Annotated in this window: 16 protein-coding genes and 1 pseudogene; 15 read left to right on the top strand and 2 right to left on the bottom strand. The window is 65.5% G+C overall.

The genetic code is table 11. From position 1 onward, the window contains the following. Positions 1-21 precede the first annotated feature (21 nt). Complete coding sequence (locus tag ASC75_RS20900; protein WP_055979788.1) at positions 22-1,449, top strand: gamma-aminobutyraldehyde dehydrogenase; 1,428 nt, start codon at positions 22-24, stop codon at positions 1,447-1,449. Between the two features lie 214 nt (positions 1,450-1,663). Beyond that, entirely contained in the window at positions 1,664-2,152 is a 489-nt protein-coding gene (locus ASC75_RS20895; RefSeq protein ID WP_055979785.1) for an ester cyclase, read from the top strand. Positions 2,153-2,156: 4 nt separating this feature from the next. Here the strand turns inward: ASC75_RS20895 and ASC75_RS20890 are convergent, their stop codons facing one another. After that, entirely contained in the window at positions 2,157-3,323 is a 1,167-nt protein-coding gene (locus ASC75_RS20890) for a dihydrodipicolinate synthase family protein (protein ID WP_055979782.1), read from the bottom strand. Positions 3,324-3,644: 321 nt separating this feature from the next. Here ASC75_RS20890 and ASC75_RS20885 point away from each other — a divergent pair, with 321 nt between their 5' ends. The 12 genes and pseudogenes from ASC75_RS20885 (at position 3,645) to ASC75_RS20830 (ending at position 17,962) form a co-directional block, all read left to right on the top strand. Next, the gene (locus tag ASC75_RS20885; protein WP_055979780.1) at positions 3,645-4,682 is read left to right on the top strand and encodes a LacI family DNA-binding transcriptional regulator; all 1,038 of its coding nucleotides are present in this window, start codon (positions 3,645-3,647) and stop codon (positions 4,680-4,682) included. Further along, positions 4,679-5,680, top strand: a complete 1,002-nt coding sequence (locus tag ASC75_RS20880; protein ID WP_055979777.1) for a Gfo/Idh/MocA family oxidoreductase — start codon at positions 4,679-4,681, stop codon at positions 5,678-5,680. Before ASC75_RS20885 ends, ASC75_RS20880 begins: the two co-directional genes overlap by 4 nt. A gap of 2 nt (positions 5,681-5,682) precedes the next feature. Next, entirely contained in the window at positions 5,683-7,293 is a 1,611-nt protein-coding gene (locus ASC75_RS20875) for an acyl CoA:acetate/3-ketoacid CoA transferase (protein WP_055979772.1), read from the top strand. Further along, positions 7,286-8,065 carry an enoyl-CoA hydratase/isomerase family protein gene (locus ASC75_RS20870; protein ID WP_055979769.1) on the top strand — a complete coding sequence of 260 codons (780 nt, stop codon included), beginning with the start codon at positions 7,286-7,288 and terminating at the stop codon, positions 8,063-8,065. The genes ASC75_RS20875 and ASC75_RS20870 overlap by 8 nt, the downstream gene beginning before the upstream one ends. After that, positions 8,065-9,585, top strand: coding sequence for an aldehyde dehydrogenase family protein (locus ASC75_RS20865; protein WP_055980275.1), 1,521 nt, complete (start codon positions 8,065-8,067; stop codon positions 9,583-9,585). Before ASC75_RS20870 ends, ASC75_RS20865 begins: the two co-directional genes overlap by 1 nt. An 83-nt stretch (positions 9,586-9,668) precedes the next feature. Continuing rightward, positions 9,669-10,922, top strand: coding sequence for an ABC transporter substrate-binding protein (locus ASC75_RS20860; protein WP_055979766.1), 1,254 nt, complete (start codon positions 9,669-9,671; stop codon positions 10,920-10,922). Positions 10,923-11,098: 176 nt separating this feature from the next. Beyond that, a complete protein-coding gene (locus tag ASC75_RS20855) occupies positions 11,099-12,016 on the top strand; it encodes a sugar ABC transporter permease (protein WP_055979763.1) in 918 nt (305 codons plus the stop codon). Further along, entirely contained in the window at positions 12,013-12,894 is an 882-nt protein-coding gene (locus ASC75_RS20850) for a carbohydrate ABC transporter permease (protein ID WP_055979759.1), read from the top strand. The genes ASC75_RS20855 and ASC75_RS20850 overlap by 4 nt, the downstream gene beginning before the upstream one ends. A gap of 4 nt (positions 12,895-12,898) precedes the next feature. Continuing rightward, positions 12,899-14,014 (top strand): ABC transporter ATP-binding protein, encoded by a 1,116-nt coding sequence (locus ASC75_RS20845; RefSeq protein ID WP_055979756.1) that lies wholly within the window; start codon positions 12,899-12,901, stop codon positions 14,012-14,014. A 1-nt stretch (position 14,015) separates the two neighbouring features. Continuing rightward, positions 14,016-15,522, top strand: a pseudogene (locus ASC75_RS20840) (GMC family oxidoreductase). After that, complete coding sequence (locus ASC75_RS20835; protein WP_055979751.1) at positions 15,519-16,295, top strand: 3-ketoacyl-ACP reductase; 777 nt, start codon at positions 15,519-15,521, stop codon at positions 16,293-16,295. The pseudogene ASC75_RS20840 and the gene ASC75_RS20835 overlap by 4 nt, the downstream one beginning before the upstream one ends. An 11-nt stretch (positions 16,296-16,306) precedes the next feature. Further along, complete coding sequence (locus tag ASC75_RS20830; RefSeq protein WP_055979748.1) at positions 16,307-17,962, top strand: GMC family oxidoreductase N-terminal domain-containing protein; 1,656 nt, start codon at positions 16,307-16,309, stop codon at positions 17,960-17,962. Between the two features lie 33 nt (positions 17,963-17,995). On the opposite strand, the gene ASC75_RS20825 is transcribed toward ASC75_RS20830, so the two are convergent. Next, on the bottom strand, positions 17,996-19,981 hold the full coding sequence (locus tag ASC75_RS20825; RefSeq protein ID WP_055979744.1) for a diguanylate cyclase: 1,986 nt from the start codon (positions 19,979-19,981) through the stop codon (positions 17,996-17,998). Between the two features lie 265 nt (positions 19,982-20,246). Here ASC75_RS20825 and metH point away from each other — a divergent pair, with 265 nt between their 5' ends. Beyond that, positions 20,247-24,056, top strand: coding sequence for a methionine synthase (gene metH, locus ASC75_RS20820; RefSeq protein WP_055979740.1), 3,810 nt, complete (start codon positions 20,247-20,249; stop codon positions 24,054-24,056). Position 24,057: the final 1 nt, after the last annotated feature.

The raw sequence follows: 24,057 nt of genomic DNA, 5'->3' as shown, positions 1-24,057 counted from the left end.
AGACACACAGGGAGAGCTTACATGGACACCCAAATGCTGATCGGCTCGAAGTTCGAGCGCGGAACCGAGACGGAAGAAGCGATCCTCAACCCGCGCACAGGCGAGACGATCCTCAGCCTGCCGGAGGCCTCGCCGGCGCAGATCGAGGCAGCGGTTGCGGCGGCACAGGCGGCGTTCGTGACCTGGTCGAAGACCACGCCGGCGCAGCGCTCGGGCTACCTGCTCAAGATCGCCGACCGCATCGAGGCGGAGGCGGAAGGCTTCGCCAGGCTCGAGGCGCTCAATTGCGGCAAGCCGATCAACGCCGTGCTCAACGACGAGATCCCGGCCATTGTCGACTGCTACCGCTTCTTCGCCGGTGCGGTGCGCTCGATGCCCGGTCTGGTGGCGGGCGAATACCTGCCCGGCCATACATCGATGATCCGCCGCGACCCGGTCGGCATCGTCGCCTCCATCGCGCCGTGGAACTATCCGCTGATGATGATGGCGTGGAAGCTGGCACCGGCGATCGCGGGCGGCAATACGGTCGTCTTCAAGCCTTCCGAGCAGACGCCGCTGACGGCGCTGAAGCTGGCGAAGATCCTCGCCGACGTGTTGCCCGAGGGCGTGGTCAATGTCGTGCTCGGCCGCGGCGAGAGCGTCGGCAATACGCTGATCAATCATGCTGCGGTCAGCATGATCTCGATCACCGGCGACGTTGCCACCGGCAAGAAGGTGCTGCAGGCGGCGGCCAAGTCGGTCAAGCGCACCCATCTCGAACTCGGCGGCAAGGCGCCGGTCATCGTCTTCGACGACGCCGACATCGATGCGGTGGTCTCCGGCCTGCGCGCCTTCGGCTACTACAATGCCGGGCAGGATTGCACCGCAGCCTGCCGCATCTATGCCGGCAGACGCGTCTACGACAAGCTCGTCGCTGATCTGTCGTCGGCGGTGTCGACAATTCGCTTCGGCCAGGCAGACGACACCGAAAACGAGATCGGGCCGTTGATCTCAAGGCGCCAGCGCGACCGCGTCGCCTCCTTCGTCGAGCGCGCCTCGGAGCTCAAGCACATCGAGATCACCACCGGCGGCAAGCCGGGCGAGGGCGGCGGTTTCTACTACCAGCCGACTGTCGTTGCCGGCGCACTCCAGGAAGACGAGATCGTGCGTCGCGAGGTGTTTGGGCCTGTCGTGTCGGTGACGCGCTTCTCCGACGTCGACGAGGCGGTGAACTGGGCCAACGACAGCGACTACGGCCTGGCATCGTCGGTGTGGACCAAGGACATCTCGCGCGGCATGTCGACGGCGGCGCGGCTGCAATATGGCTGTACCTGGATCAACACGCACTTCATGCTGACCAACGAGATGCCGCATGGCGGCCTCAAGCAATCAGGCTACGGCAAGGACATGTCGGTCTATGCGCTGGAGGATTACACCGCCGTGCGGCATGTAATGATCGCGCATGGGTGAGCCCGACGCCCTTGCCTTCTCCCCTTGTGGGAGAAGGTGCCCCGAAGGGGCGGATGAGGGGTGTTGGAAGGAATGAAGAGGCTCAGGATGGGGAGCGACAAGACGTCCTCGGATGTCGCACTCCTGCCAACACCCCTCATCCGACCTCGCTTCGCTCGGTCACCTTCTCCCACAAGGGGAGAAGGGAAGGTCGTTCAACTCGGGAGGAAAAGACATGCATCGCCGTCAGTTTCTCGCATCTGCAGCCGTTGCAGCATTTCTCGCAGCGGTCCCATCCGTTGCGCTGGCGCAGGACACGCCACAGGTCGTGGTCGAGGCCTATCTCGCCGCCTGGAACGCGCATGATTCAGCCAAGGCGGCCGAGCATTTTGCCGACAATGTCACCTATTACGACGCGTCGGTCGGCAAGCCGGTCGAAGGCAAGGACGCTGCCAAGACCGGCGTCATCGACAATTTCCTCACGGCCGTGCCCGATGCCGTCTGGACGATGAAGGGTGCGCCCGTGGTGCAGGACGACCGCGTGTCGTTCGAATGGGAATTCTCCGGCACCAACAGCGGCGACTGGGCCGATGGCACCAAGGCGACCGGCAAGAAATTCTCGTTCACCGGGGCCTCGATGTTCTCGGTCAAGGACGGCAAGATCGCCAGCCAGAGCGACTATTACGATGCGCTCGGCTTCTACAAGCAGCTTGGGCTGATGTAGCCGCTCAGGCGCAGCCGTATTGCGTCATCAGCGCCGTCGTGCGTCCGACGGCTAGGTCGGGCTCGTCGAGCACATTGGCTTGGTCGGCGAGGCGGAAGATGTCGGCGTAGTGCAAGGCACCACGCGCCGACTGCATGCCGGCGGGCATGGTGAAATGGCTCTGGTGGCCGTTGAGCCAGGCGAGGAAGACGACGCCGGCCTTGTAATACTGCGTAGGCGCCTCGAAGATTTTCCTCGACAACGGCACCGTCGGTTCGATGGTGTCGCGGAAGGCGGCGAGATCGCCTTTGGCCAAGGCAGCCAGCGCCTTTGACGCCTGCGGTGCCACGGCATCGAAGATGCCGAGCAGGGCGTGGCTGTGCCTTGTGCCGTCGCCCTCGATCAGGGCGGCATAGTTGAAGTCGTCGCCGGTGAAGCAGATCACGCCCTCCGGCAGGCGGCGGCGAAGCTCGATTTCGCAGGCCTGGTCGAGCAGCGAAATCTTGATGCCTTCGACCTTGTCCTTGTGCTCGGCGATGATGGACAGCACCGTTTCCAGCGTCTTCTCGAAGCGGTCGCCGCCCCAATAACCCCTGAGCTCGGCGTCGAACATGTCGCCCAGCCAGTGCAGGACGACCTTGTCCCTGGCCTGGCCGAGCAGGCGGCCATAGACCTTGCGATAGTCGTCAGGGGATTTCGCCACATGGGCGAGTGCGCGGCTGGCCATCATGATGGTGCGGCCGCCGTGCTTCTCGATGAAGCCGAACTGTTCTTCATAGGCCGCGATCACGTCGTCGAGCGACCTGGCATCCTGCTTGGACAGTTGGTCGGTGCCAGCGCCGCAGGCGAGGTCGGCGTCCGGAACCGTCCGCGCCTCGGCCAGAGAGCGGCGGATCAGCTCCTGCGCGCCGGCCCAGTCGAGCCCCATGCCGCGCTGCGAGGTGTCCATCGCCTCGGCGATCCTGAAGCCGAGCGACCAGAGATGATGGCGGAAGGCCATGGTCGCGTCCCAGTCGATGGCCGGCTTGTTCCATGGCATCGAATCCGCCCACGGGTCGGACACGACATGGGCAGCCGCGTAGGCGATGCGGTTGAAGATGGGGGCGTTTGCCGGCCGTTCGGTGGGCGTGCCGACAAGCGTGTAGGTTTCGACCGTGCGGTCCGCTCGCGGAAGTTTCACTGACCTTGCCATGGGTTCCTCCCCTGATCGGCTGCATCTCGTAATTTAGATCGTTCCAAATTTCAAGTCGGAAACTCGCCCGACTGCGCGCAGGTGCCGAGCAATATAGGGACGAGGCAATGAATCGAAGGGTTTTCTGGTGCATCTGGCGGGATAAATCGTTTGAAGCGCCGAGATGTGTACAGTTGCGTCATTCCGGGTGCTGTGAATTGCAGGTCCTGCCCGGCGAGGGATAGCCAGCGATTGGGTTCTTCCGCGCTTGACAGTTTGGAACGTTCCAATTATTGGACTCGGAAACGGGAGCCAGAAAGACGCTCCCTCGGGAGGATCGTCTTGAAGCAGCCGAAGGTGACAGTCGTCGATGTTGCGCACGCCGCCGGCGTGTCGAAGTCGACCGTGTCGCTGGTGCTGCAGGGCAGTTCGCTGGTCAACGAGGCGACCCGCGCCAAGGTGGGCGCCGTCATTCGCGAGCTCGGTTATGTCTACAACCGCAGTGCCGCCAATCTGCGCCAGTCCAAGTCGAAGATCGTCGGCATCGTCGTCAACGATTTGACCAACAGCTTCTTTGCCGAGCTGGCCGTCGGCATGGACATGGTGATGCAGTCGGCCGGCTACATCCAGTTCATGGCCAATTCGGCCGAGAATGCCGATCGCCAGGCCGAGGTGATGGCCTCGATGCGCGAGCACGGCATGGCCGGCCTGATCCTGTCGCCGGCGCGCGGCACGAGCGCCGCCGACCTGCGGCCGCTGGTCGACAGCGGTATCCCCGTCGTGCTGGTGGCGCGCAACGTGCCGGGGCTCAAGGTTTCGTCGGTCGTTTCCGACGGGCATGCCGGCGCCATGGCTGCCGTCCGCCATCTCATCGACCTCGGGCATCGACGCATCGCTTTCCTCGGCGGTTTCAACGACACGGCCGTGTTCGACGAGCGCATGCGCGGTTGCCGCGACGCTCTGCTGGAAGCCGGCCTCGATGCCTCGGACGATCTGGTCATCAGTTCGGCGCCGTCTCGCGCCGGTGGCGTGGCGGCGGTCGAGCGGCTGCTGTCGATGGCCGACCGGCCGACGGCAGCGCTTTGCTTCAACGATGCCGTGGCCTTCGGCGCCTGCGACGGGCTGCGCAGCGCCCGCATCGAGCCGGGCGTCGATTTCGGCGTCATCGGCTTCGACGACGTGATCGAGGCAAAGACGGCGGTGCCGGCGCTGACCACGGTTTCCGTCGATCCGCAGGGCATGGGCCGGCGCGCGGCTCAGCTTTTGCTCAAGCAGATCAATGCAGGACATTTCGAGCCCGAGGCGCTGGTCGCCTCGGCGAGGCTGGTGGTGCGCGAGAGCTGCGGTGCGCCGCAACGGGTCAAGGAGTTGATGGCATGACACGCTGGGGTCTGGTCGGGGCGAGCACCATCGCCAAGGAGTGGGTCATCGGCGCCATCCGCGCGACCGGCGGCGAGGTGGTGTCGGTGATGAGCGCCAATGCCGAGCGCGGACGCGCCTATGCCGAAGCGAACGGCATCGCCAGGTCGGTGACGTCGCTCGAAGAGATCGTCGGCGATGCCGGCATCGACGCCGTCTACATCTCCACCACCAACGAGTTGCATCGCGAGCAGGCGATTGCGGCGGCGAAGGCCGGCAAGCACGTGCTGTGCGAGAAGCCGCTGGCGCTGACCCTCGACGATGCGTTGGCGATGGTGAAGGCAGCGCGCGACGCCGGCGTGGTGACGGGCACCAACCATCACCTGCGCAATGCGGCGAGCCACAGGGCGATGCGCGATGCGATCGCGGCCGGCCGCATCGGCAAGCCGCTGGCGGCGCGCGTGTTTCATGCCGTCTATCTGCCGCCGCACCTGCAGGGCTGGCGCCTCGACAAGCCCCAGGCCGGCGGCGGCGTCATCCTCGACATCACGGTGCATGACGCCGACACGCTGCGTTTCGTGCTGGGCGACGATCCGGTCGAGGCCGTTGCCTTCAGCCAGAGCGGGGGCATGGGGCAGGCGGGGCTGGAAGATGCCGTGATGGGCGTGCTGCGCTTCAAGTCGGGCGTCATCGCCCAGTTCCACGACGGCTTCACGACCAAGTTCGCCGAGACGGGTTTCGAGGTGCACGGTACCGAGGGCTCGCTGATTGCGAAGAACGTCATGACGCAGAAACCGGTCGGATCGGTGGTGCTGCGCAACGCCGAGGGTGAGCACGAGCTCAAGCTCGACCAACTCAATCTCTATGAGGCGGGACTGCAGGCGTTCCACGACGCCATAGCGGGCAAGGGCCAGCCCTCTGCGACGGGCGAGGACGGCGTGTGGTCGCTGGCGACGGGGCTTGCCGTGGTCAAGTCTGCCTCGACCGGCAAGGCCGTCGCCATCGAGGCGGGGCTCTGACCATGGGCAAGCACATCACGCCTGCCCAAGCGGCAAGCCTGATCCCGGACGGTGCAATCGTCTCGGTGTCGTCGTCGAGCGGGCTCGGCTGCCCCGATTTGATGCTGAAGGCGATCGGCGAGCGCTTCGAGGCGACCGGCCATCCGCGCGAGCTGACCACGCTGCACCCCATTGCCGCCGGCGACATGAGCGGCATCAAGGGCGTCGATCACATCGCCAAGAGAGGCCTGCTGAAGAAGATCATCGGCGGCTCTTATCCCTCGGGTCCGTCGAGCGCCGAGCCGCCGCTGATCTGGCAGATGATCGGCAACGAGGAGGTGGCGGCCTACAACGTGCCGTCGGGCATCATGTTCGACATGCACCGCGAGGCGGCGGCCAAAAGGCCGGGCGTGATGACCAAGGTCGGGCTCGACACCTTCGTCGATCCGGAACAACAGGGCTGCGCCATGAATGCGCGCGCCGCGGCCGAGCCGCTGGTCAAGAAGGTCAGCTTCGAGGGCGAGGATTGGCTTTTCTTCCCTGTCATCAAGCCGCAGGTGGCGATCATCCGGGCAACCACGGCGGACGAGCGCGGCAACCTGACCTACGAGCATGAAGGTGCCTATCTCGGCGGGCTCGACCAGGCGCTCGCCGCCCGCAACAATGGCGGCATCGTCATCGCCCAGGTCAAGCGCATCACCAAGGACGGCTCGCTTCGTCCCCATGACGTGCGGGTGCCCGGCATGCTTGTCGACTACATCGTCGTCGACCCCGAGCAGAAGCAGACGACGCAGACGGCCTACGACCCGGCGATCTCGGGTGAGATCATGCGGCCGCTCGACAGTTTTCGCGTGCCCGAATTCAATATCCAGAAGGTCATCGCGCGCCGCGTGGCGCAGGAGCTTGAGGCGGGCAGTGCGGTTAATCTCGGCTTCGGCATCTCGGCCAACGTGCCGCGCATCCTGCTCGAAGAGGGACTGCATGGCGACGTCACCTGGGTGATCGAGCAAGGTGCGGTCGGCGGCGTGCCGCTGCTCGACTTCGCCTTCGGCTGCGCGTCGAATGCCGACGCCTTCATGCCGTCGCCCTACCAGTTCACCTATTTCCAGGGCGCGGGCTTCGATGCCTCGCTGCTGTCGTTCCTTGAGATCGACCGTAGCGGCTCGGTCAACGTCTCCAAGCTTAGCTTCCGGCCGCATGTGACGGCGGGGGCGGGCGGCTTCGTCGACATCACGGCGCGGGCGAAAAAGATCGTGTTCTCCGGCATGTTCAATGCCGGCGCCAGGCTCGGCATCGAGGCCGGCAAGCTGGTGGTCGAGAAGGAAGGCAAGCTCAAGAAGCTGGTCAACGAGGTCGAGCACGTCACCTTCTCGGGCCGCCGCGGCGTCGAGCAGGGACAGGACATCACCTATGTCACCGAGCGATGCGTCATGAAGCTGACGCCCCGAGGCATCGTGCTGACCGAGATCGCGCCGGGTGTCGACCTGCAGGCACATATCCTCGACCAGTCGGAGTTCCCGCTGATCGTTTCCGACAAGCTCAAGCAGATGGATGCGGCGCTGTTCGCCGAGGCGCCGATCGGCCTCAAGCTGCCGCGCAGGCCGGTGCGAAAGCTGGAGGTCGTCCATGGCTGACCAGCGCATCAAGGTCGAATTCGACGGGCAGATTGCGGTCATCACGGCGGCCCGGCCGGACAAGCTCAACGCCTTCGACATCGACATGCTGAAGGCGCTGTCGGCAGCCTGCGACGAGGTCGAGGCCAATGCGGAGATCCGCGTCGCCATCCTCACCGGCGAGGGCAAGGCATTCTCGGCCGGAGGCGACATCAAGGCCTGGGGCGGCATGACGGCCAATGAATTCGGCCATGCCTGGGTGCGCTTCGGCCATCGTGTGTTCGAGCGCCTGGCGACTTTGCGCGTGCCGCTGATCGCCGCCATCAACGGCCATGCGCTGGGCGGCGGGCTGGAACTCGCGATCGCCGCCGACATCCGCATCGCCGAGCGCCACGTCAAGATCGGCCTGCCTGAAACCGGGCTCGGCATGGTGCCGGGCTGGTCGGGTACGCAGCGGCTGGTGCGCCGAACCAGTGCACAAGTGGTGCGGCGCATGGCGCTGGGCGGCGAGGTGTTTTCCGCCGACGAGGCGGCGGCGCTCGGGCTGGTCGACCATGTCGTCGAGACCGGCGGGGCAGTGGCTGCTGCGCGCGACTATGCGGCGCGGATCGCGGTCCGCGGTCCAGCGGCAGTCGAGGTCGCAAAACTGATGATCGCGACCGCCAGCGGCGAAGACAATGGCACCGCCGTCGAGGCGCTGGGTTCGATCCTCGTGGCCAAGACCGGCGACCTCAAGGAAGGGCTTGCGGCTTTCAGCGAGAAGCGTGCCGCCAAATTTGCAGGAGAATGGTGATGACGGTCCTGATGCGCCCCAAGCCGCTCGTCGGCTTCAAGGTCCGCGAGTTCCAGATGCTGATCGACGGCAAATGGACCGCCGGTGCCGAAGGCAGGACCATCGAGCGCGCCAGTCCCGGCCATGGCGCTGTGGTCAGCCGCTATCAGGCCGCGACCGCCGTGGACGCGAACCGCGCCATCGCGTCGGCGCGCAAGGCCTTCGACGACGGCCACTGGTCGCGCATGACCGGCGCCGAGCGCTCACGCATCCTGCTGCGCGCCGCCGACATCATCGACGAACGTGCCGACGAACTCGCCTTCCTCGACTGCATCGAATCCGGCAAGCCGATCTCGCAGGCCAAGGGCGAACTCGGCGGCGCTTCCGACATCTGGCGCTATGCTGCGGCGCTCGCCCGCGACTTGCATGGCGAAAGCTACAACACGCTGGGCGACGGCACGCTGGGCGTCGTGCTGCGCGAGGCGGTCGGCGTGGTGTCGATCATCACGCCGTGGAATTTCCCGTTCCTGATCGTCAGCCAGAAACTGCCATTTGCGCTCGCCGCCGGCTGCACGGCGGTGGTCAAGCCGTCGGAGCTGACGTCGGGTTCGACGCTGGTGCTGGGCGAAATCCTGGAGGCCGCCGGCGTGCCGGCAGGCGTCGTCAACATCATCGTCGGCACCGGCCCGGAGGCGGGCGCACCGCTGACCAGCCACCCCGACATCGACATGGTGTCGTTCACCGGCTCGACCGGCATCGGCAAACTGACCATGGCCAACGCAGCGCAGACGCTGAAGAAGGTATCGTTGGAACTCGGCGGCAAGAACCCGCAGATCGTGTTTCCTGACGCCAATCTCGACGACTTCGTCGATGCGGCGGTGTTCGGCGCCTACTTCAACGCCGGCGAATGCTGCAATGCCGGCTCGCGTCTGATCGTGCATCGCGACATCGCCGACGAGGTGACGGGCCGCGTCGCGGCCCTGTCGGCCAAGGTCAAGGTCGGCGATCCGCTCGACCCGGCGACGCAGGTTGGTGCTATCATCACGCCGCAGCATCTTGCGAAGATCGTCACTTACGTGAAAGGTGCGAGCGCGAACGGCGCGAATGTCGCCATCGGCGGGTCTGCCGCCGATCTCGGCCTCGGCCAGTTCATGGAGCCGACGATCCTGTCGTCGGTCGCCCCCGACATGGCGGTGGCGAAAGAGGAGGTGTTCGGACCGGTGCTTTCGGTGCTTGCCTTCGAGACCACGGACGAGGCGATCCGCATCGCCAATTCGATCGACTATGGCCTGTCGGCGGGCGTATGGAGCCGCGACTTCGACACCTGCCTGACGGTCGGGCGGAAAGTCCGCGCGGGCACCGTCTGGATGAACACCTTCATGGACGGCGCCTCGGAGCTGCCCTTCGGCGGCTACCGCCAGTCGGGCATCGGCCGCGAACTCGGCCGCCACGCGGTCGAGGACTACACCGAGACCAAGACGCTCAACATGCATATCGGACCGCGCACCGGCCACTGGATGCCGAAGGAGGCGCGGACCTGAGGAGGAATTCCCCGAGGCGGGGCCAAGGGGAACTTATGTCACGCAATGATGCGTGAGGAACTTGCAACCCGGGAGGAACTGGAATGCGTAAGTTTTTGATGAGTACGGCAGCTGTTGCGGCACTGTTTGCCGCGCCGATGCCGATGGCGCATGCCGAGGAAAGCGTCGAAGTGCTGCACTGGTGGACGTCGGGTGGTGAGGCTGCCGCCCTCGACGTTCTCAAGAAGAACCTCGAAAGCCAGGGCGTGACCTGGAAGGACATGCCGGTGGCCGGCGGCGGCGGTGAAGCGGCGATGACCGCGCTGCGCGCCCGCGTCACCGCAGGCGATCCGCCCACCGCCGTGCAGGCGCTTGGATTCGACATCACCGACTGGGCCAACCAGGGCGTCGTCGGCGATCTCGGCGAAGTGGCCGACAAGGAAGGCTGGGACAAGGTCGTTCCGGCGGCGCTGCAGAACTTCGCCAAGCATGACGGCAAGTGGATCGCAGCACCGGTCAACGTGCACTCGACCAACTGGGTCTGGATCTCCAAGAAAGCGCTCGATGCTGCCGGCGGCAAGGCGCCCGAGACCTGGGACGAACTGGTCGCCGTGCTCGACAAGATGCAGGCCAACGGCATCACGCCGCTCGGCCATGGCGGCCAGGCCTGGCAGGATGCCACCATCTTCGACGCCGTCGTGCTGTCGCTCGGCACCGACTTCTACAAGTCGTCGATGATCGACCTCGACCCGGCGGCGCTGGGCGGCGACAAGATGGTCGAGGCCTTCGACCGCATGACCAAGCTCAAGAGCTATGTCGACAAGGACTTCTCAGGCCGCGACTGGAACCTTGCCTCGGCGATGGTCATCGAGGGCAAGGCCGGCATGCAGATGATGGGCGACTGGGCCAAGGGCGAGTTCCTGAAGGCCGGCCAGAAGCCGGGCACCGACTTCGTCTGCATCCGCTTCCCCGGCACGCAGGGCGCTGTCACCTTCAACTCGGACATGTTCATGATGTTCAAGGTCGGCGACGACAAGAAGAAGGCGCAGCTGCAGATGGCTGCCGACATCGAGGACCCGGCCTTCCAGTCGTCGTTCAATGTGGTCAAGGGCTCGGTGCCGGCGCGCACCGACGTGCCGGACACCGCCTTCGACGATTGCGGCAAGAAGGGCATCAAGGACCTGGCCGAAGCCAGTTCCGGCGGCAAGCTGTTCGGCTCGATGGCCCATGGCTATGCCGCACCGGCCGCGGTGAAGAACGCGCTCTACGACGTCGTCACCCGCCACTTCAACGGCGAGCTCGACTCCAAGGCTGCCGCCACGGCGCTGGCCGAAGCGGTTGCCGCTGCCAAGGGCTGAGACGGCGCCAAACTGCCCCTCACCCTTACCCTCTCCCCGTGAACAACGGGGAGAGGGGGCATCAACGCCGGAGCCTACTCCTTCTCCCCGTCTTTCACGGGGAGAAGGTCCGGCCCTTCGATGAACTCAGGGCGGATGAGGGGCGGCGCTACCAGGGAATGATTGGAGATCGACGCATGGCCGAACTCACCACGACCGCACCCCGCGCGGTAACGAACCCGCGCGCGACGCTGCAGGACCTTCTGCCGAAGATCGTCCTGGCGCCAAGCTTCGCGTTGATCCTCATCTTTGTCTACGGCTTCATCGTCTTCACGGCATTCCTGTCGTTTTCCGGTTCGAAGCTCTTGCCCGACTTTTCGACCTGGGTCGGCCTGAACAACTATGTCAGGCTGTTCAACCATCCCAACTGGATCACGGCGCTGAAGAACCTCGCCATCTTCTCGGTGCTGTACATCGTCATCTGCAGCTTCATCGGACTGGCGCTGGCGATCTTCCTCGACCAGAAGATCCGCGGCGAGGGTTTCCTCAGGCCGATCTATCTCTACCCGATGGCGCTGTCCTTCATCGTCACCGGCGTGGCGTGGAAATGGTTCCTCGACCCCGGCATCGGCCTCGAGCACGTGATGCAGTCATGGGGCTGGGAGAGCTTCTCGTTCCGTTGGATCAAGGAGGGCCAGATGGCGATCTACACCATCGTCATCGCGGCGGTTTGGCAGTCGTCCGGCTTCGTCATGGCGATGTTCCTCGCCGGCCTGCGCGGCGTCGACAACGAGATCATCAAGGCGGCCCAGATCGACGGCGCCTCGACGCTGACCATCTACCGCCGGATCATCATCCCGCTGATGCGGCCGGTGTTCCTGTCGGCCTTCGTGGTGCTCGCCCACCTCGCCATCAAGTCCTACGACCTAGTGGTGGCGATGACCGACGGCGGACCCGGCACGGCAACGTGGACGCCGGCGCTGTTCATGCAGAAATTCACCTTCGGCCGCAACGAAATGGGCATGGGTGCCGCGTCCGCGATCATCATGATGATGATGATCTTCGCCATCATCGTGCCCTATCTCTACTCCGAACTCGGGGGGAAGAAGAAATGAGCGCCGCTTCTCAGGACGTCGCCACCCGCAACGGCATTTTCGTCCGCGCGCTGATCTATGCCGTGCTCATCCTGTTTGCGGTCTACTACCTGCTGCCGCTCTATGTGATGGTCGTCAATTCGCTGAAGCCGCTGGACGAGATCCGCCAGGGCAACATGCTGGCGCTGCCGCAGCAATGGACCATCGCGCCCTGGCTGTCGGCATGGTCGACGGCGCAGATCGGCGTGCAGCCGACGGGCCTGAAGCCGTATTTCCTGAACTCGGTGATGATGGTCGTGCCGGCGGTGGCGCTGTCGACGATCCTCGGTGCGCTCAACGGCTATGTGCTGACCAAATGGCGCTTCAAGGGCGACAACATCGTCTTCGGGTTGATGCTGCTTGCCTGCTTCATCCCGTTCCAGATCGTGCTGATCCCGTCGGCGCGCATCCTCGGCATGACCGGGCTTGCCGGCACCATCACCGGGCTGGTGCTGATCCACGCCATCTACGGCCTCGGCTTCACCACGCTGTTCTTCCGCAACTACTATGAGGCGTTCCCGACCGAACTGGTGCGGGCGGCGCAGATCGACGGCGCCAGCTTCTTCCAGATCTTCCGCCGCATCCTGCTGCCGTCGTCGGGCCCGATCATCGTCGTCACCGTCATCTGGCAGTTCACCAACATCTGGAACGACTTCCTGTTCGGTTCGTCATTCTCGGGCTTCAATTCGATCCCGCTCACGGTGGCGTTGAACAATCTCGTCAACTCGTCGACCGGCGTGAAGGAATACAACGTCCACTTCGCCGGGGCGATCCTCGCCGCCCTGCCCACCCTCATCGTCTACATCGTCTCCGGACGCTACTTCGTGCGCGGCCTGATGGCCGGCGCGGTCAAGGGGTAAGCCCATGTCGTTTCTCAAGATCAGCAATCTCTACAAGAATTACGGCCAGGTGGAGATTCTCAAGGACATCAACATCGAGATCGACAAGGGCGGCTTCCTGGTGCTCGTCGGCCCGTCGGGCTGCGGCAAGTCCACGCTGCTCAACACGATCGCCGGGCTCGAGCCGATCACCTCGGGCGACATCGCCATCAACGGCAATTCGGTCGCCGGGCTGCATCCGTCGAAGCGCGACATCGCGATGGTGTTCCAGTCCTATGCGCTCTACCCGAACATGACGGTGGCCGGGAACATCGCGTTCGGCATGGAAATCCGCGGCGTGCCCAAGGACGAGCGCGAGAAGGCGATCAAGCAGGTGGCCGACATCCTGCAGATCGGGCACCTGCTCGACCGCAAGCCGAGCCAGCTCTCCGGCGGCCAGCGCCAGCGCGTCGCCATGGGCCGGGCGCTGGTGCGCAACCCGCAGGTGTTCCTGTTCGACGAGCCGCTGTCCAACCTCGATGCCAAGCTGCGCGTCGACATGCGCACCGAGATCAAGCGCCTGCACCAGCGCATGAAGACGACGATCGTCTACGTCACCCACGACCAGATCGAGGCTATGACGCTGGCGACCAAGATCGCCGTGCTCAAGGACGGCCTGCTGCAGCAGTTCGGCACGCCGGCCGAGATCTACAACAGCCCGGCCAACATGTTCGTCGCCGACTTCATGGGGTCGCCGGCGATGAACCTTCTGAGCGCGCGCCTCGAAGGCGGCGAGGGCGGGCTCAACGTCGTGCTCGACCGGCCGAGCGACAAGCCGCTGGCACTGCCGATCAAGATGGCCAATGGCGCGCTCGGCGCCTATTCGGGCAAGGAGATCATCTTCGGCGTGCGCCCGGAAGCGCTGACCGACCCTGACGGTGCCGACCGCAACGCCAAGTCGCTGGCCGAGGGCGAATGCCTGATCGAGGTGGTCGAGCCCGCCGGTTCCGACACGTTCGCCGTCACCAAGCTCGGTGGCAAGGAAGTGGTGGCGCGGCTGCGTGCCGATGCGGCGATTCATGCCGGCCAGAAGACCAGGCTCGCCTTCAACCTGGACAAGGCGGTGTTCTTCGACCCCAAGAGCCAGTTGCGCATCGCCTGACATGTCCCGACAGCCTGACATCGTCATCATCGGTTCGGGGGTCGGCGGGGCGACGGTGGCCGCCGGGCTCGCCGCGACCGGTGCCGAAATCCTGATCCTCGAAGCCGGCGGCCATATCGAGGACCGGCCGGAGAACCGCGACCAGCGCGCCATCTTCCAGCGCGGGCACTTTCGCCCCGACGAAACCTGGTACGAGGCCGACGGCACCGGCTTCAACCCCGGCAACTACTACAATGTCGGCGGCAACTCGAAGTTCTACGGCGCCGTGCTGACGCGCTACCGGCGCGAGGACTTTGACGAGATGCAGCATCTCGACGGTGTGTCGCCGGCATGGCCGATCGCCTATGAGGAACTGGAGCCGTGGTACGGGCTCGCCGAGACCCTGTACCAGGTGCACGGCACGCTCGGCGAGGACCGGACCGAGCCGGTGCATTCGCAGCCCTATGGCCTGAAGCCGGTTGCCGACGAGCCGGCGATCTCGAAGGTGCGGGCGAGGCTGAAGGCCAAGGGCGTGCACCCGTTTTCGCTGCCGCTTGGCGTCGACATCGAGCGCTGGCTGGCCAAGGGCAAGACGCCGTGGGACGCGCAATCCCAACAGCTTCGACGGCAAGATGGACGCCGAGACGACGGCACTGGCGGCGGCGCTGAAGTATCAGAATGTGAAGCTGCAGACCGGCTCGCGCGTGACGCGGCTGGAGGCGGGCCCGGACGGGCGCATAGCTGCCGTTCACTACATGCGCAACGGCGAGGCAGCTGTGTTGCGGCCGAAGCTGGTGATCCTGTCGGCGGGCGCGGTGCAGTCGGCCGTGCTTTTGCTGCGCTCGGCCAATGACAGCAACCCCAACGGGCTCGCCAATCGCTCCGACCAGGTCGGGCGCAACTTCATGAACCACAACTCGACGGCGGTGATCGCCATGAGCCCCTGGTTCCGCAACGACTCTGTCTACCAGAAGACTTTTGGCTTCAACGATTTCTACCTCTCCGACGGCGAGGGCGGGCCGCCGTTGGGCAACGTGCAACTGCTCGGGCGCATTTCGGGAACGATCCTGAAGGGCTCGATGCCTGCCGTTCCGGAATGGCTGCTCAACCGCGTGACCGCGCATTCGATCGACTTCTACGCCATGAGCGAGGACCTGCCATCGCCCGAAAGCCGCATCATGGTCGACGGGAACCGCATCGTGCTGAAATGGGTGCGCAGCAACTGGGAGGCGCATGAGCGGCTGGTGGCCAAGCTCAAGCAGGTGCTGCGCAGCGCCGGGTTTCCGGTGGTCGTCTCCCGCGCCTTCGACAAGCGCACGCCGTCGCACCAGTGCGGCACGGTCCGTATAGGAACCGACCCCAAGCAGGCGCCGCTCGACGTCTTCTGCCGCGCCTTCGACCACCAGAACCTGTTCGTCGTCGACGCCGGTTTCCTGCCGACCTCGGCGGCGGTCAATCCGGCGCTGACGATCGCCGCCCAGGCGCTGCGCGTCGCCGACCACATCGCGCGGAAGGACCTGGCGGCATGAGCGCGGAGGCGAAACCCGTGGCGCTGGTGACCGGCGCGCGCCGGGGCATCGGGCTTGCCGTGGCGAAGGCGTTGGCCGAAGCGGGCTTCGACCTCGCCATCACCGACCGCGAGGAAGACGAGGCCGCCGCCGAGGCGGTGTCGGGGCTGGAGAAGCATGGGGCAAAAGTGCTGTTCGTTGCCTCCGACCTCGCCGACATCACGGGGCAAGCCGGTACGGTCGAAAGGATCGTCGAGCATTTCGGGCGTCTCGACTGCCTGGTCAACAATGCCGGCATCGCCTCGAAAGTCCGGGGCGACTTCCTCGACCTCACGCCCGAGAATTTCGATGCCATCATGGCGGTCAATCTGCGCGGCACGGTGTTCTTCACCCAGGCCGTGCTGCGCGCGATGCTGGCCATGTCGCAGCCGGGCCAGCGGCGTTCGATCATCAACATCACCTCGATCTCGGCCGAGATGACCTCGCCGGAGCGGCTCGACTACTGCATGTCGAAGGCCGGCCTCGCCGCGTTCACCCAAGGCCTGACGCTCCGGCTGGCGAGCTCCGGCATCGACGTGTTCGAGATCCGCCCCGGCATCATCCGCTCCGACATGACGGCCAAGGTCCAGGACAAATACGACCGGCTGATCGGCGACGGGCTGGTGCCGGCCGGGCGCTGGGGCGAGCCCGACGACATCGGCCGCATCGCGGCAGCCCTTGCCGGCGGCAGCTTCGGCTTTGCCACGGGCACCATCATCAAGGCCGACGGCGCATTGTCCGTCGCGCGTCTCTGAGAGTTTTCGGGATGACCTACGACTACATCATCACAGGTGCAGGCCCCGCCGGCTGCGTGCTGGCCAACCGGCTGAGCGAGGACGCGGATGTGCGCGTGCTGCTGCTCGAAGCGGGCGGCGGCGACTGGAACCCGCTGTTCCACATGCCGGCGGGCTTTGCCAAGATGACCAAGGGCGTGGCCAGCTGGGGCTGGGAAACCGTGCCGCAAAAGCACATGAAGAACCGCGTGCTGCGCTACACCCAGGCCAAGGTGATCGGCGGCGGCTCCAGCATCAACGCCCAGCTCTACACGCGCGGCAACGCGGTGGATTACGATCTCTGGGCCCAGGAGGACGGCTGCACCGGCTGGGACTACCGCTCGGTGCTGCCCTATTTCAAGCGCTGCGAGGACAACCAGCGCTTTGCCGACGACTACCATTCCTATGGCGGGCCGCTGGGCGTGTCGATGCCGTCGGCGGCGTTGCCGATCTGCGATGCCTATATCCGCGCCGGGCAGGAGCTGGGCATCCCCTACAACCACGATTTCAACGGCCGCCAGCAGGCCGGCGTCGGCTTCTACCAGCTGACCCAGCGCAACAAGCGCCGTTCGTCCGCCGCGATGGCCTATCTTTCGCCGATCAAGGATCGCCGCAACCTGACCGTCCGCATGGGCGCGCGGGTCAATCGCATCGTGGTCGAAAAGGGTAGGGCCGTGGGTGTCGAGGTGGCGCGTGGCACCGGTACCGAGATCATTCGTGCCGAGCGCGAGGTGCTGGTGTCCTCGGGCGCCATCGGCTCGCCGAAGCTCCTGCTGCAGTCGGGCATCGGCCCGGCCGACCACCTGAAGAGCGTCGGCGTGCCTGTCGTGCACGACCTCAAGGGCGTCGGTGAGAACATGCAGGACCATCTCGACCTGTTCGTCATCTCCGAATGCACCGGCGACCACACCTACGACAACGTCGCCAAGCTGCACCGCACGCTGTGGGCCGGGCTGCAATATGTGCTGTTCCGCACCGGCCCGGTGACGTCGAGCCTCTTCGAGACGGGCGGATTCTGGTATGCCGATCCCGAAGCGCGTTCGCCCGACATCCAGTTCCATCTTGGCTTGGGCTCCGGCATCGAGGCCGGTGTCGCCCGGCTCAAGAATGCCGGGGTGACGCTGAATTCGGCCTATCTGCACCCGCGTTCGCGCGGCACGGTGCGGCTGGCTTCAAGCGATCCGGCGGCGGCTCCGCTGATCGACCCGAACTACTGGGCCGACCCGCACGACCGCAAGATGTCGATCGAAGGCCTGAGGGTCGCGCGCGAGATCATGCAGCAGGCAGCCCTCAAGCCGTTCGTGCTGGCCGAGCGGCTGCCCGGGCCGAATGTGGTGACGGAAGACCAGCTGTTCGACTATGGCTGCGCCAACGCCAAGACCGACCATCATCCCGTCGGCACTTGCAAGATGGGCACCGACGGCATGGCCGTCGTCGACCTCGAGCTCAAGGTGCACGGCATCCAGGGTTTGCGCGTCTGCGACAGCTCGGTGATGCCGCGCGTGCCGTCCTGCAACACCAACGGGCCGACGATCATGGTCGGCGAAAAGGGCGCCGACATCATCCGCAACCGCGACCCGCTGCCGGCTGCGATCTTCGCCCACGAGCGCAACGATATCAGGCCAAGGGCGCGCGCCGAGGTGCGGTAAGGCGGTGCGGCTCCGGCATGCGCCGGGCGATGCCTAGCCCGAAACGCGGGCGCTATCTTGCAGGGGGGCTTGGGTTGCCTTGTCGCGCTCGACCAGACGCGACATCTGCGCGAGAAGCTCGTCCTGCTCGAAAAAGGCGATGCGTCCGCGGCCAAGGTCCTTGGCACGATAGAGGGCCTGGTCGGCGCGCTTGAGATAGGTCCGGATATCCTTGCGCTCGCCGTCCAGCAGCGTGATGCCGACGCTGGCGCCAATGACGATCTCGTGGCCGTCGATGTCGTAGGGCTCGCACAGCGCTTCGACCAGCCTGGTGCCAAGCGCTCCGGCGGCCTCTGGCTGGTTGGCGTCCATCTGAACGATCGAGAATTCGTCGCCGCCGATGCGGGCGACGCAATCGGCAGCGTCGGTGCAGTTTCGCAATCTGTCGGCGACCACGCACAGGAGGGCGTCGCCGACAGGGTGGCCAAGCGTATCGTTGACCTGCTTGAACCTGTCGAGGTCGAGGCAGAGCAGGGCGCTTTGCATCGTGCCGGCTGCCTGTTCCGCCGCGGCCTTGAGCCGCTGCCGGAACAGGGTGCGGTTGCCGAGCCCGGTCAGCCCGTCGTGATGGGCCATGTGGGCGATGCGGGCCTCGTCGCGCTTGCGCGCATCAATGTCCTCGATGACCCCGACCCATTCGCTGACATTGCCATCGTCGCCGATGACCGGAGAGCCCTGCGAGCGCACCCAAAGCCAGCGGTCATCTTGCACCTTCAGGCGGAACTCGACATCCAGCGGCGTCGTCTCGGCCATGGCCTTGCCCCAGGCGGCCGACGTCACCGGCCTGTCCTCGGGATGGATGGCATCGACCCAGTCCTGACCCACGACCTCGCTTGCAGGCCTGCCGGTCAGTTGCTCCCAGCCGGTGGCCGAGCCGACCCCGTCTGCCATCGAGCGCCGCCAAAGCACGATGGCGCCGGCCTCGGCGATGACGCGGTAGCGATGCTTTTCGTTGCGCAGGGCCTTTTCGGCCCTTTCGAAGCTGAGCCTCAGGATCTCGAACTCGCGGATGGATGACGGCGGCACCGGATTGCCGGGTTGGGAGCCTTCGGCGATGGCATTGCTGTGCGCGACCAGCGCCTGCACCGGCTGGAGGATGCGGCGGCCGAGCCAGACGGCGATGGCCAGCGCCAGGCAGATCGCCACGGTTGCGCCGAGCAGGAGTCCCATGATCGGGTCGCGCCAGCGCGCGGTGAAAACGCCGACAGGCTCGCCGACGACGACCACCCAGCCCGGGGTGCCCTGCAGCTTGTGATACGACAGCACGATCGGAAAACCTTCGATCGTCTTTGCCTCGAACAGCCCGGAATCGGTGCTCTTCGCCTCAACCTTCGGCCAGTCGGGAACGAGCTCGCCGACGTACTTCTCCGGATTTCGCGAGCGGGCGACGATGCGGCCGTTGCCGTCGGTCACGGCAACGAGGATGTCGGTCAGCGAGCGCTCCCCTCGCTGAAGTGTCTGCACGAGCTCGGTGGGGGAGGTCGAGAGGACGAATGCGGCACGGTCGCCGTTGGCGCCGGCGACGGGCAGGGCCAGCGACAGCACTGGCTTGTTTTCCTTGATGACGATGTTCGAGATGACAGGTGCCTGGCTCTGCAAGGCGGCCAGGGCAGCCCCCGCCACGGTCGGTGCGACCGCCGGCAGATAGTCCGCCCGTTCCTCCTCGACCAGCGCCACGTCCCCGCCAAAGCCGATCCTGGAGGCGACGTCTGCAGGCATCGGCGACGAATCTGCGGGAGCCTGCTCCCAGGACGAAGCCAGGGCCGCAAAGGTGGCGATGCGCCCTTGCAATTCGCCTTCGATGGCGCCGGCGAGCGTGCGGGCGGTGTCGTTCAGCCTGGCGACGGCCGTCTTCTTGTAGGCGTGTCCGGCGTGCCAGACCGCGAGACCGGAGATCGCGACGACGGGGAGGAGGCAGACCAGCGCCAGCGCAAAGAGATGGCCGTTCAGACCGCGTTGCCCGACCTGTCTTGCTTGCATGGCCAACTTGCACGTACTCCCGAGAATGCAACCCAGTTTGCGCCGCTACCAGAAGTGGCAATGGACCGAAAAAGCCTTCCAAATTGTCAACGTCTGCAGCCGTGGAAGCCGATGCGTTGGCCGTCCTGCACAAAGAGTTGGGCCAGCCGGCACGGACGCCGACAGGGCCGGACGGGGCGACAATTGCGTTTGTTTGGGCTATCGACATATTGACATAAAGATGTCTTTATGTGACCTGACGGCTTTGTCGCCGAAAGGACTTAAAATGTCGCAAAACGCTTCCCCCCTCGACGCTCTTTTCGGAGCCGTGTCCGCCAAGTCGGATGGGGCGGAGGTGATGGCTGCGCTCAAGGCGGCGGCACGCGAACGCATACTCGTCCTCGATGGCGCCATGGGCACCCAGATCCAGGGCCTGGGCTTCAATGAGGACCATTTCCGCGGCGACCGCTTCGGCGGTTGCGCCTGCCACCAGCAGGGCAATAACGACCTCTTGATCCTGACCCAGCCCAGGGCGATCGAGGAGATCCACTACAAATACGCCAAGGCCGGCGCCGACATCATCGAGACCAACACGTTTTCGTCGACCTCGATCGCCCAGGCCGACTACGGCATGGAAGACATGGTCTACGAGCTCAATCGCGACGGTGCGCGGCTGGTGCGCCGCGCGGCGATCCGCGCCCAGCAGGAGGACGGCAAGCGCCGCTTCGTCGCCGGCGCGCTCGGGCCGACCAACCGCACCGCCTCGATCTCGCCCGACGTCAACAATCCCGGCTACCGCGCCGTCAGCTTCGACGACCTGCGCATCGCCTATGGCGAGCAGTTGCGCGGCCTGATCGACGGCGGCTCGGACATCATCCTGATCGAGACCATCTTCGACACGCTGAACGCCAAGGCGGCGATCTTCGCCTGCGAGGAGATCTTCATCGAAAAGGGCGTGCGCCTGCCGGTGATGATCTCCGGCACCATCACCGACCTTTCCGGCCGAACGCTGTCCGGCCAGACGCCGACAGCGTTCTGGAACTCGGTGCGCCACGCCAACCCGTTCACCGTCGGCTTGAACTGCGCGCTCGGCGCCAATGCCATGCGGCCGCATCTGTCCGAATTGTCCGACGTCGCCGAGGCCTTCACCTGCGCCTATCCCAATGCCGGCCTGCCCAACGCCTTCGGCCAGTATGACGAGAGCCCGGAATTCATGGCCGCCCAGGTCGAGGAGTTCGCCAGGGAAGGCCTGATCAACGTCGCCGGCGGTTGCTGCGGCTCGACGCCGGAGCACATCCGGGCCATCGCCGAAGCGGTGGCCAAGCATCCGCCGCGGCAATTGCCGGAACTGAAGCCGCAGATGCGGCTGTCGGGCCTCGAGCCGTTCACGCTCACCGACGAGATCCCGTTCGTCAATGTCGGCGAGCGCACCAACGTCACCGGCTCGGCCAAGTTCCGCAAGCTGATCACGGCGGGCGACTATGCGGCGGCGCTCGAAGTCGCGCGCGACCAGGTCGCCAACGGCGCCCAGATCATCGACATCAACATGGACGAGGGCCTGATCGATTCGAAGAAGGCGATGGTCGAGTATCTCAACCTGATCGCCGCCGAACCTGATATCGCGCGCGTGCCGGTCATGATCGACAGCTCCAAGTGGGACGTCATCGAGGCCGGGCTGAAGTGCGTGCAGGGCAAGGCGATTGTCAATTCCATTTCGATGAAGGAAGGCGAGGAAGCCTTCCTGCATCACGCACGCCTGTGCCGCGCCTATGGTGCAGCCGTGGTCGTCATGGCCTTCGACGAGCAGGGCCAGGCCGACACCAAGGCGCGCAAGGTCGAGATCTGCACCCGCGCCTACAAGCTGCTGACCGAGCAGGCCGGATTCGCGCCCGAGGACATCATCTTCGATCCCAACATCTTCGCGGTGGCCACCGGCATCGAGGAGCACGACAATTACGGCGTCGACTTCATCGAGGCGACGCGGGAGATCACCCGCACCCTACCGCACGTCCACGTGTCGGGCGGCGTGTCCAACCTGTCCTTCTCGTTCCGCGGCAACGAACCCGTGCGCGAGGCGATGCATGCCGTGTTCCTGTACCACTGCATCCAGGCAGGCATGGACATGGGCATCGTCAATGCCGGCCAGCTGGCGGTCTATGAATCGATCGATCCGGAACTGCGCGAAGCCTGCGAGGACGTCGTGCTCAACCGGCTGCCCAAGGCCGGCGGCACGGCGACCGAACGCCTTCTCGAACTGGCCGAGCGCTACAAGGGCACGGCCGGCAAGGAAGCCAAGGAGCGCGACCTCGCCTGGCGCGACTGGGCGGTCGAGCAGCGCATCAGCCACGCGCTGGTCAACGGCATCACCGAGTTCATCGACGCCGACACCGAAGAGGCCAGGCTGAAGGCGGAGCGTCCGCTGCATGTCATCGAAGGACCGCTGATGGCCGGCATGAACGTCGTCGGCGACCTGTTCGGCGCCGGCAAGATGTTCCTGCCCCAGGTGGTGAAGTCGGCCCGCGTCATGAAGCAGGCGGTGGCCGGGCTGCTGCCGCACATGGAGGCAGAAAAGGCCGCCAACGCCGCCAAGGGCATCGACACCGGCGAGCGCCGGAGCGCCGGCAAGATCCTGATGGCGACGGTCAAGGGCGACGTCCATGACATCGGCAAGAACATCGTCGGCGTGGTCCTTGCCTGCAACAACTACGAGATCATCGATCTCGGCGTCATGGTGCCGGCAACCAAGATCCTGCAGGTCGCGAAGGACGAGAAGGTCGACATCATCGGCCTCTCCGGCCTGATTACGCCGTCGCTCGACGAGATGGCGCATGTCGCCGCCGAAATGGAGCGCGAGGGCTTCGACATTCCGCTGCTGATCGGCGGCGCCACCACCAGCCGCGTCCACACGGCGGTGAAGATCCATCCGCGCTACGAGCGCGGCCAGGCAGTCTATGTCACCGATGCCAGCCGGGCGGTCGGGGTGGTCTCCAACCTGCTTTCGCCGGAGGCCAGGGGCGGCTACGTCGAAACCGTGCAGGCGGAGTACAAGAAGGTCGCCGACGCCCATGCCCGCTCGGAGGCCGACAAGCAGCGGCTGCCGCTGGCAAAGGCCCGCGCCAATGCGCACAAGGTCGACTGGACCGGCTACGCGCCGCCGAAGCCGCGCTTCCTCGGAACCAAAGTGTTCGAGAGCTGGGACCTCGCCGAGCTCGCCCGCTACATCGACTGGACGCCGTTCTTCCAGACTTGGGAGTTGAAGGGCCGCTATCCGAAGATACTCGAAGACGAGCATCAGGGCCCGGCGGCGCGCCAGCTGTTCGAAGATGCCCAGGCGATGTTGAAGAAGATCATCGATGAGAAGTGGTTCGCACCCAGGGCGGTGATCGGCTTCTGGCCGGCCAATGTCGTCGGCGACGACATCAGGCTGTTCACGGATGACAGCCGCAAGCAGGAACTTGCGAGCTTCTTCACCCTGCGCCAGCAGCTGACCAAGCGCGACGGCAGGCCGAATGTCGCGCTGTCCGACTTCGTCGCGCCGCTCGACAGCGGCAAGGCCGACTATGTCGGCGGCTTCGTGGTGACCGCGGGCATCGAGGAAGTGGCGATTGCCGAGCGCTTCGAACGCGCCAACGACGACTATTCCTCGATCCTGGTCAAGGCGCTGGCCGACCGCTTCGCCGAGGCCTTTGCCGAGCGCATGCACGAGCGCGTGCGCAAGGAGTTCTGGGGCTATGCCACAGACGAAAACCTGTCGGGCGACGAACTGATCGGCGAGGCCTATCACGGCATCCGCCCTGCGCCGGGCTACCCGGCGCAGCCGGACCACACCGAGAAGACGACGCTGTTCAGGCTGCTCGATGCCGAAAGCAACGCCGGCGTGGCGCTGACCGAAAGCATGGCGATGTGGCCGGGCTCGTCGGTGTCGGGCCTCTATCTCGCGCACCCCGAGAGCTATTATTTCGGCGTCGCCAAGGTCGAGCGCGACCAGGTCGAGGACTATGCCAGGCGCAAGGGCATGTCGCTCCAGGAGGCCGAGCGCTGGCTCGCGCCGATCCTCAACTACGTGCCGGCGGCCTTCGCCGAGGCTGCCGAATAGC

Origin of the sequence: Aminobacter sp. DSM 101952 (genome assembly GCF_001424795.1) — a bacterium.
Lineage (GTDB): Bacteria > Pseudomonadota > Alphaproteobacteria > Rhizobiales > Rhizobiaceae > Aminobacter > Aminobacter aganoensis.
Note: the sequence above shows the minus strand (reverse complement) of the source record. Positions and strands in the feature narration are given on the sequence as shown.

Coding starts and splice junctions, on each gene's coding strand:
- ASC75_RS20895 (WP_055979785.1), top strand. CDS start 1,664: ATGCATCGCCGTCAGTTTCTCGCATCTGCAGCCGTTGCAGCATTTCTC.
- ASC75_RS20880 (WP_055979777.1), top strand. CDS start 4,679: ATGACACGCTGGGGTCTGGTCGGGGCGAGCACCATCGCCAAGGAGTGG.
- ASC75_RS20825 (WP_055979744.1), bottom strand. CDS start 19,981: ATGCAAGCAAGACAGGTCGGGCAACGCGGTCTGAACGGCCATCTCTTT.
- ASC75_RS20875 (WP_055979772.1), top strand. CDS start 5,683: ATGGGCAAGCACATCACGCCTGCCCAAGCGGCAAGCCTGATCCCGGAC.
- ASC75_RS20890 (WP_055979782.1), bottom strand. CDS start 3,323: ATGGCAAGGTCAGTGAAACTTCCGCGAGCGGACCGCACGGTCGAAACC.
- ASC75_RS20855 (WP_055979763.1), top strand. CDS start 11,099: ATGGCCGAACTCACCACGACCGCACCCCGCGCGGTAACGAACCCGCGC.
- ASC75_RS20850 (WP_055979759.1), top strand. CDS start 12,013: ATGAGCGCCGCTTCTCAGGACGTCGCCACCCGCAACGGCATTTTCGTC.
- ASC75_RS20870 (WP_055979769.1), top strand. CDS start 7,286: ATGGCTGACCAGCGCATCAAGGTCGAATTCGACGGGCAGATTGCGGTC.
- metH (WP_055979740.1), top strand. CDS start 20,247: ATGTCGCAAAACGCTTCCCCCCTCGACGCTCTTTTCGGAGCCGTGTCC.
- ASC75_RS20900 (WP_055979788.1), top strand. CDS start 22: ATGGACACCCAAATGCTGATCGGCTCGAAGTTCGAGCGCGGAACCGAG.
- ASC75_RS20845 (WP_055979756.1), top strand. CDS start 12,899: ATGTCGTTTCTCAAGATCAGCAATCTCTACAAGAATTACGGCCAGGTG.
- ASC75_RS20835 (WP_055979751.1), top strand. CDS start 15,519: ATGAGCGCGGAGGCGAAACCCGTGGCGCTGGTGACCGGCGCGCGCCGG.
- ASC75_RS20865 (WP_055980275.1), top strand. CDS start 8,065: ATGACGGTCCTGATGCGCCCCAAGCCGCTCGTCGGCTTCAAGGTCCGC.
- ASC75_RS20860 (WP_055979766.1), top strand. CDS start 9,669: ATGCGTAAGTTTTTGATGAGTACGGCAGCTGTTGCGGCACTGTTTGCC.
- ASC75_RS20830 (WP_055979748.1), top strand. CDS start 16,307: ATGACCTACGACTACATCATCACAGGTGCAGGCCCCGCCGGCTGCGTG.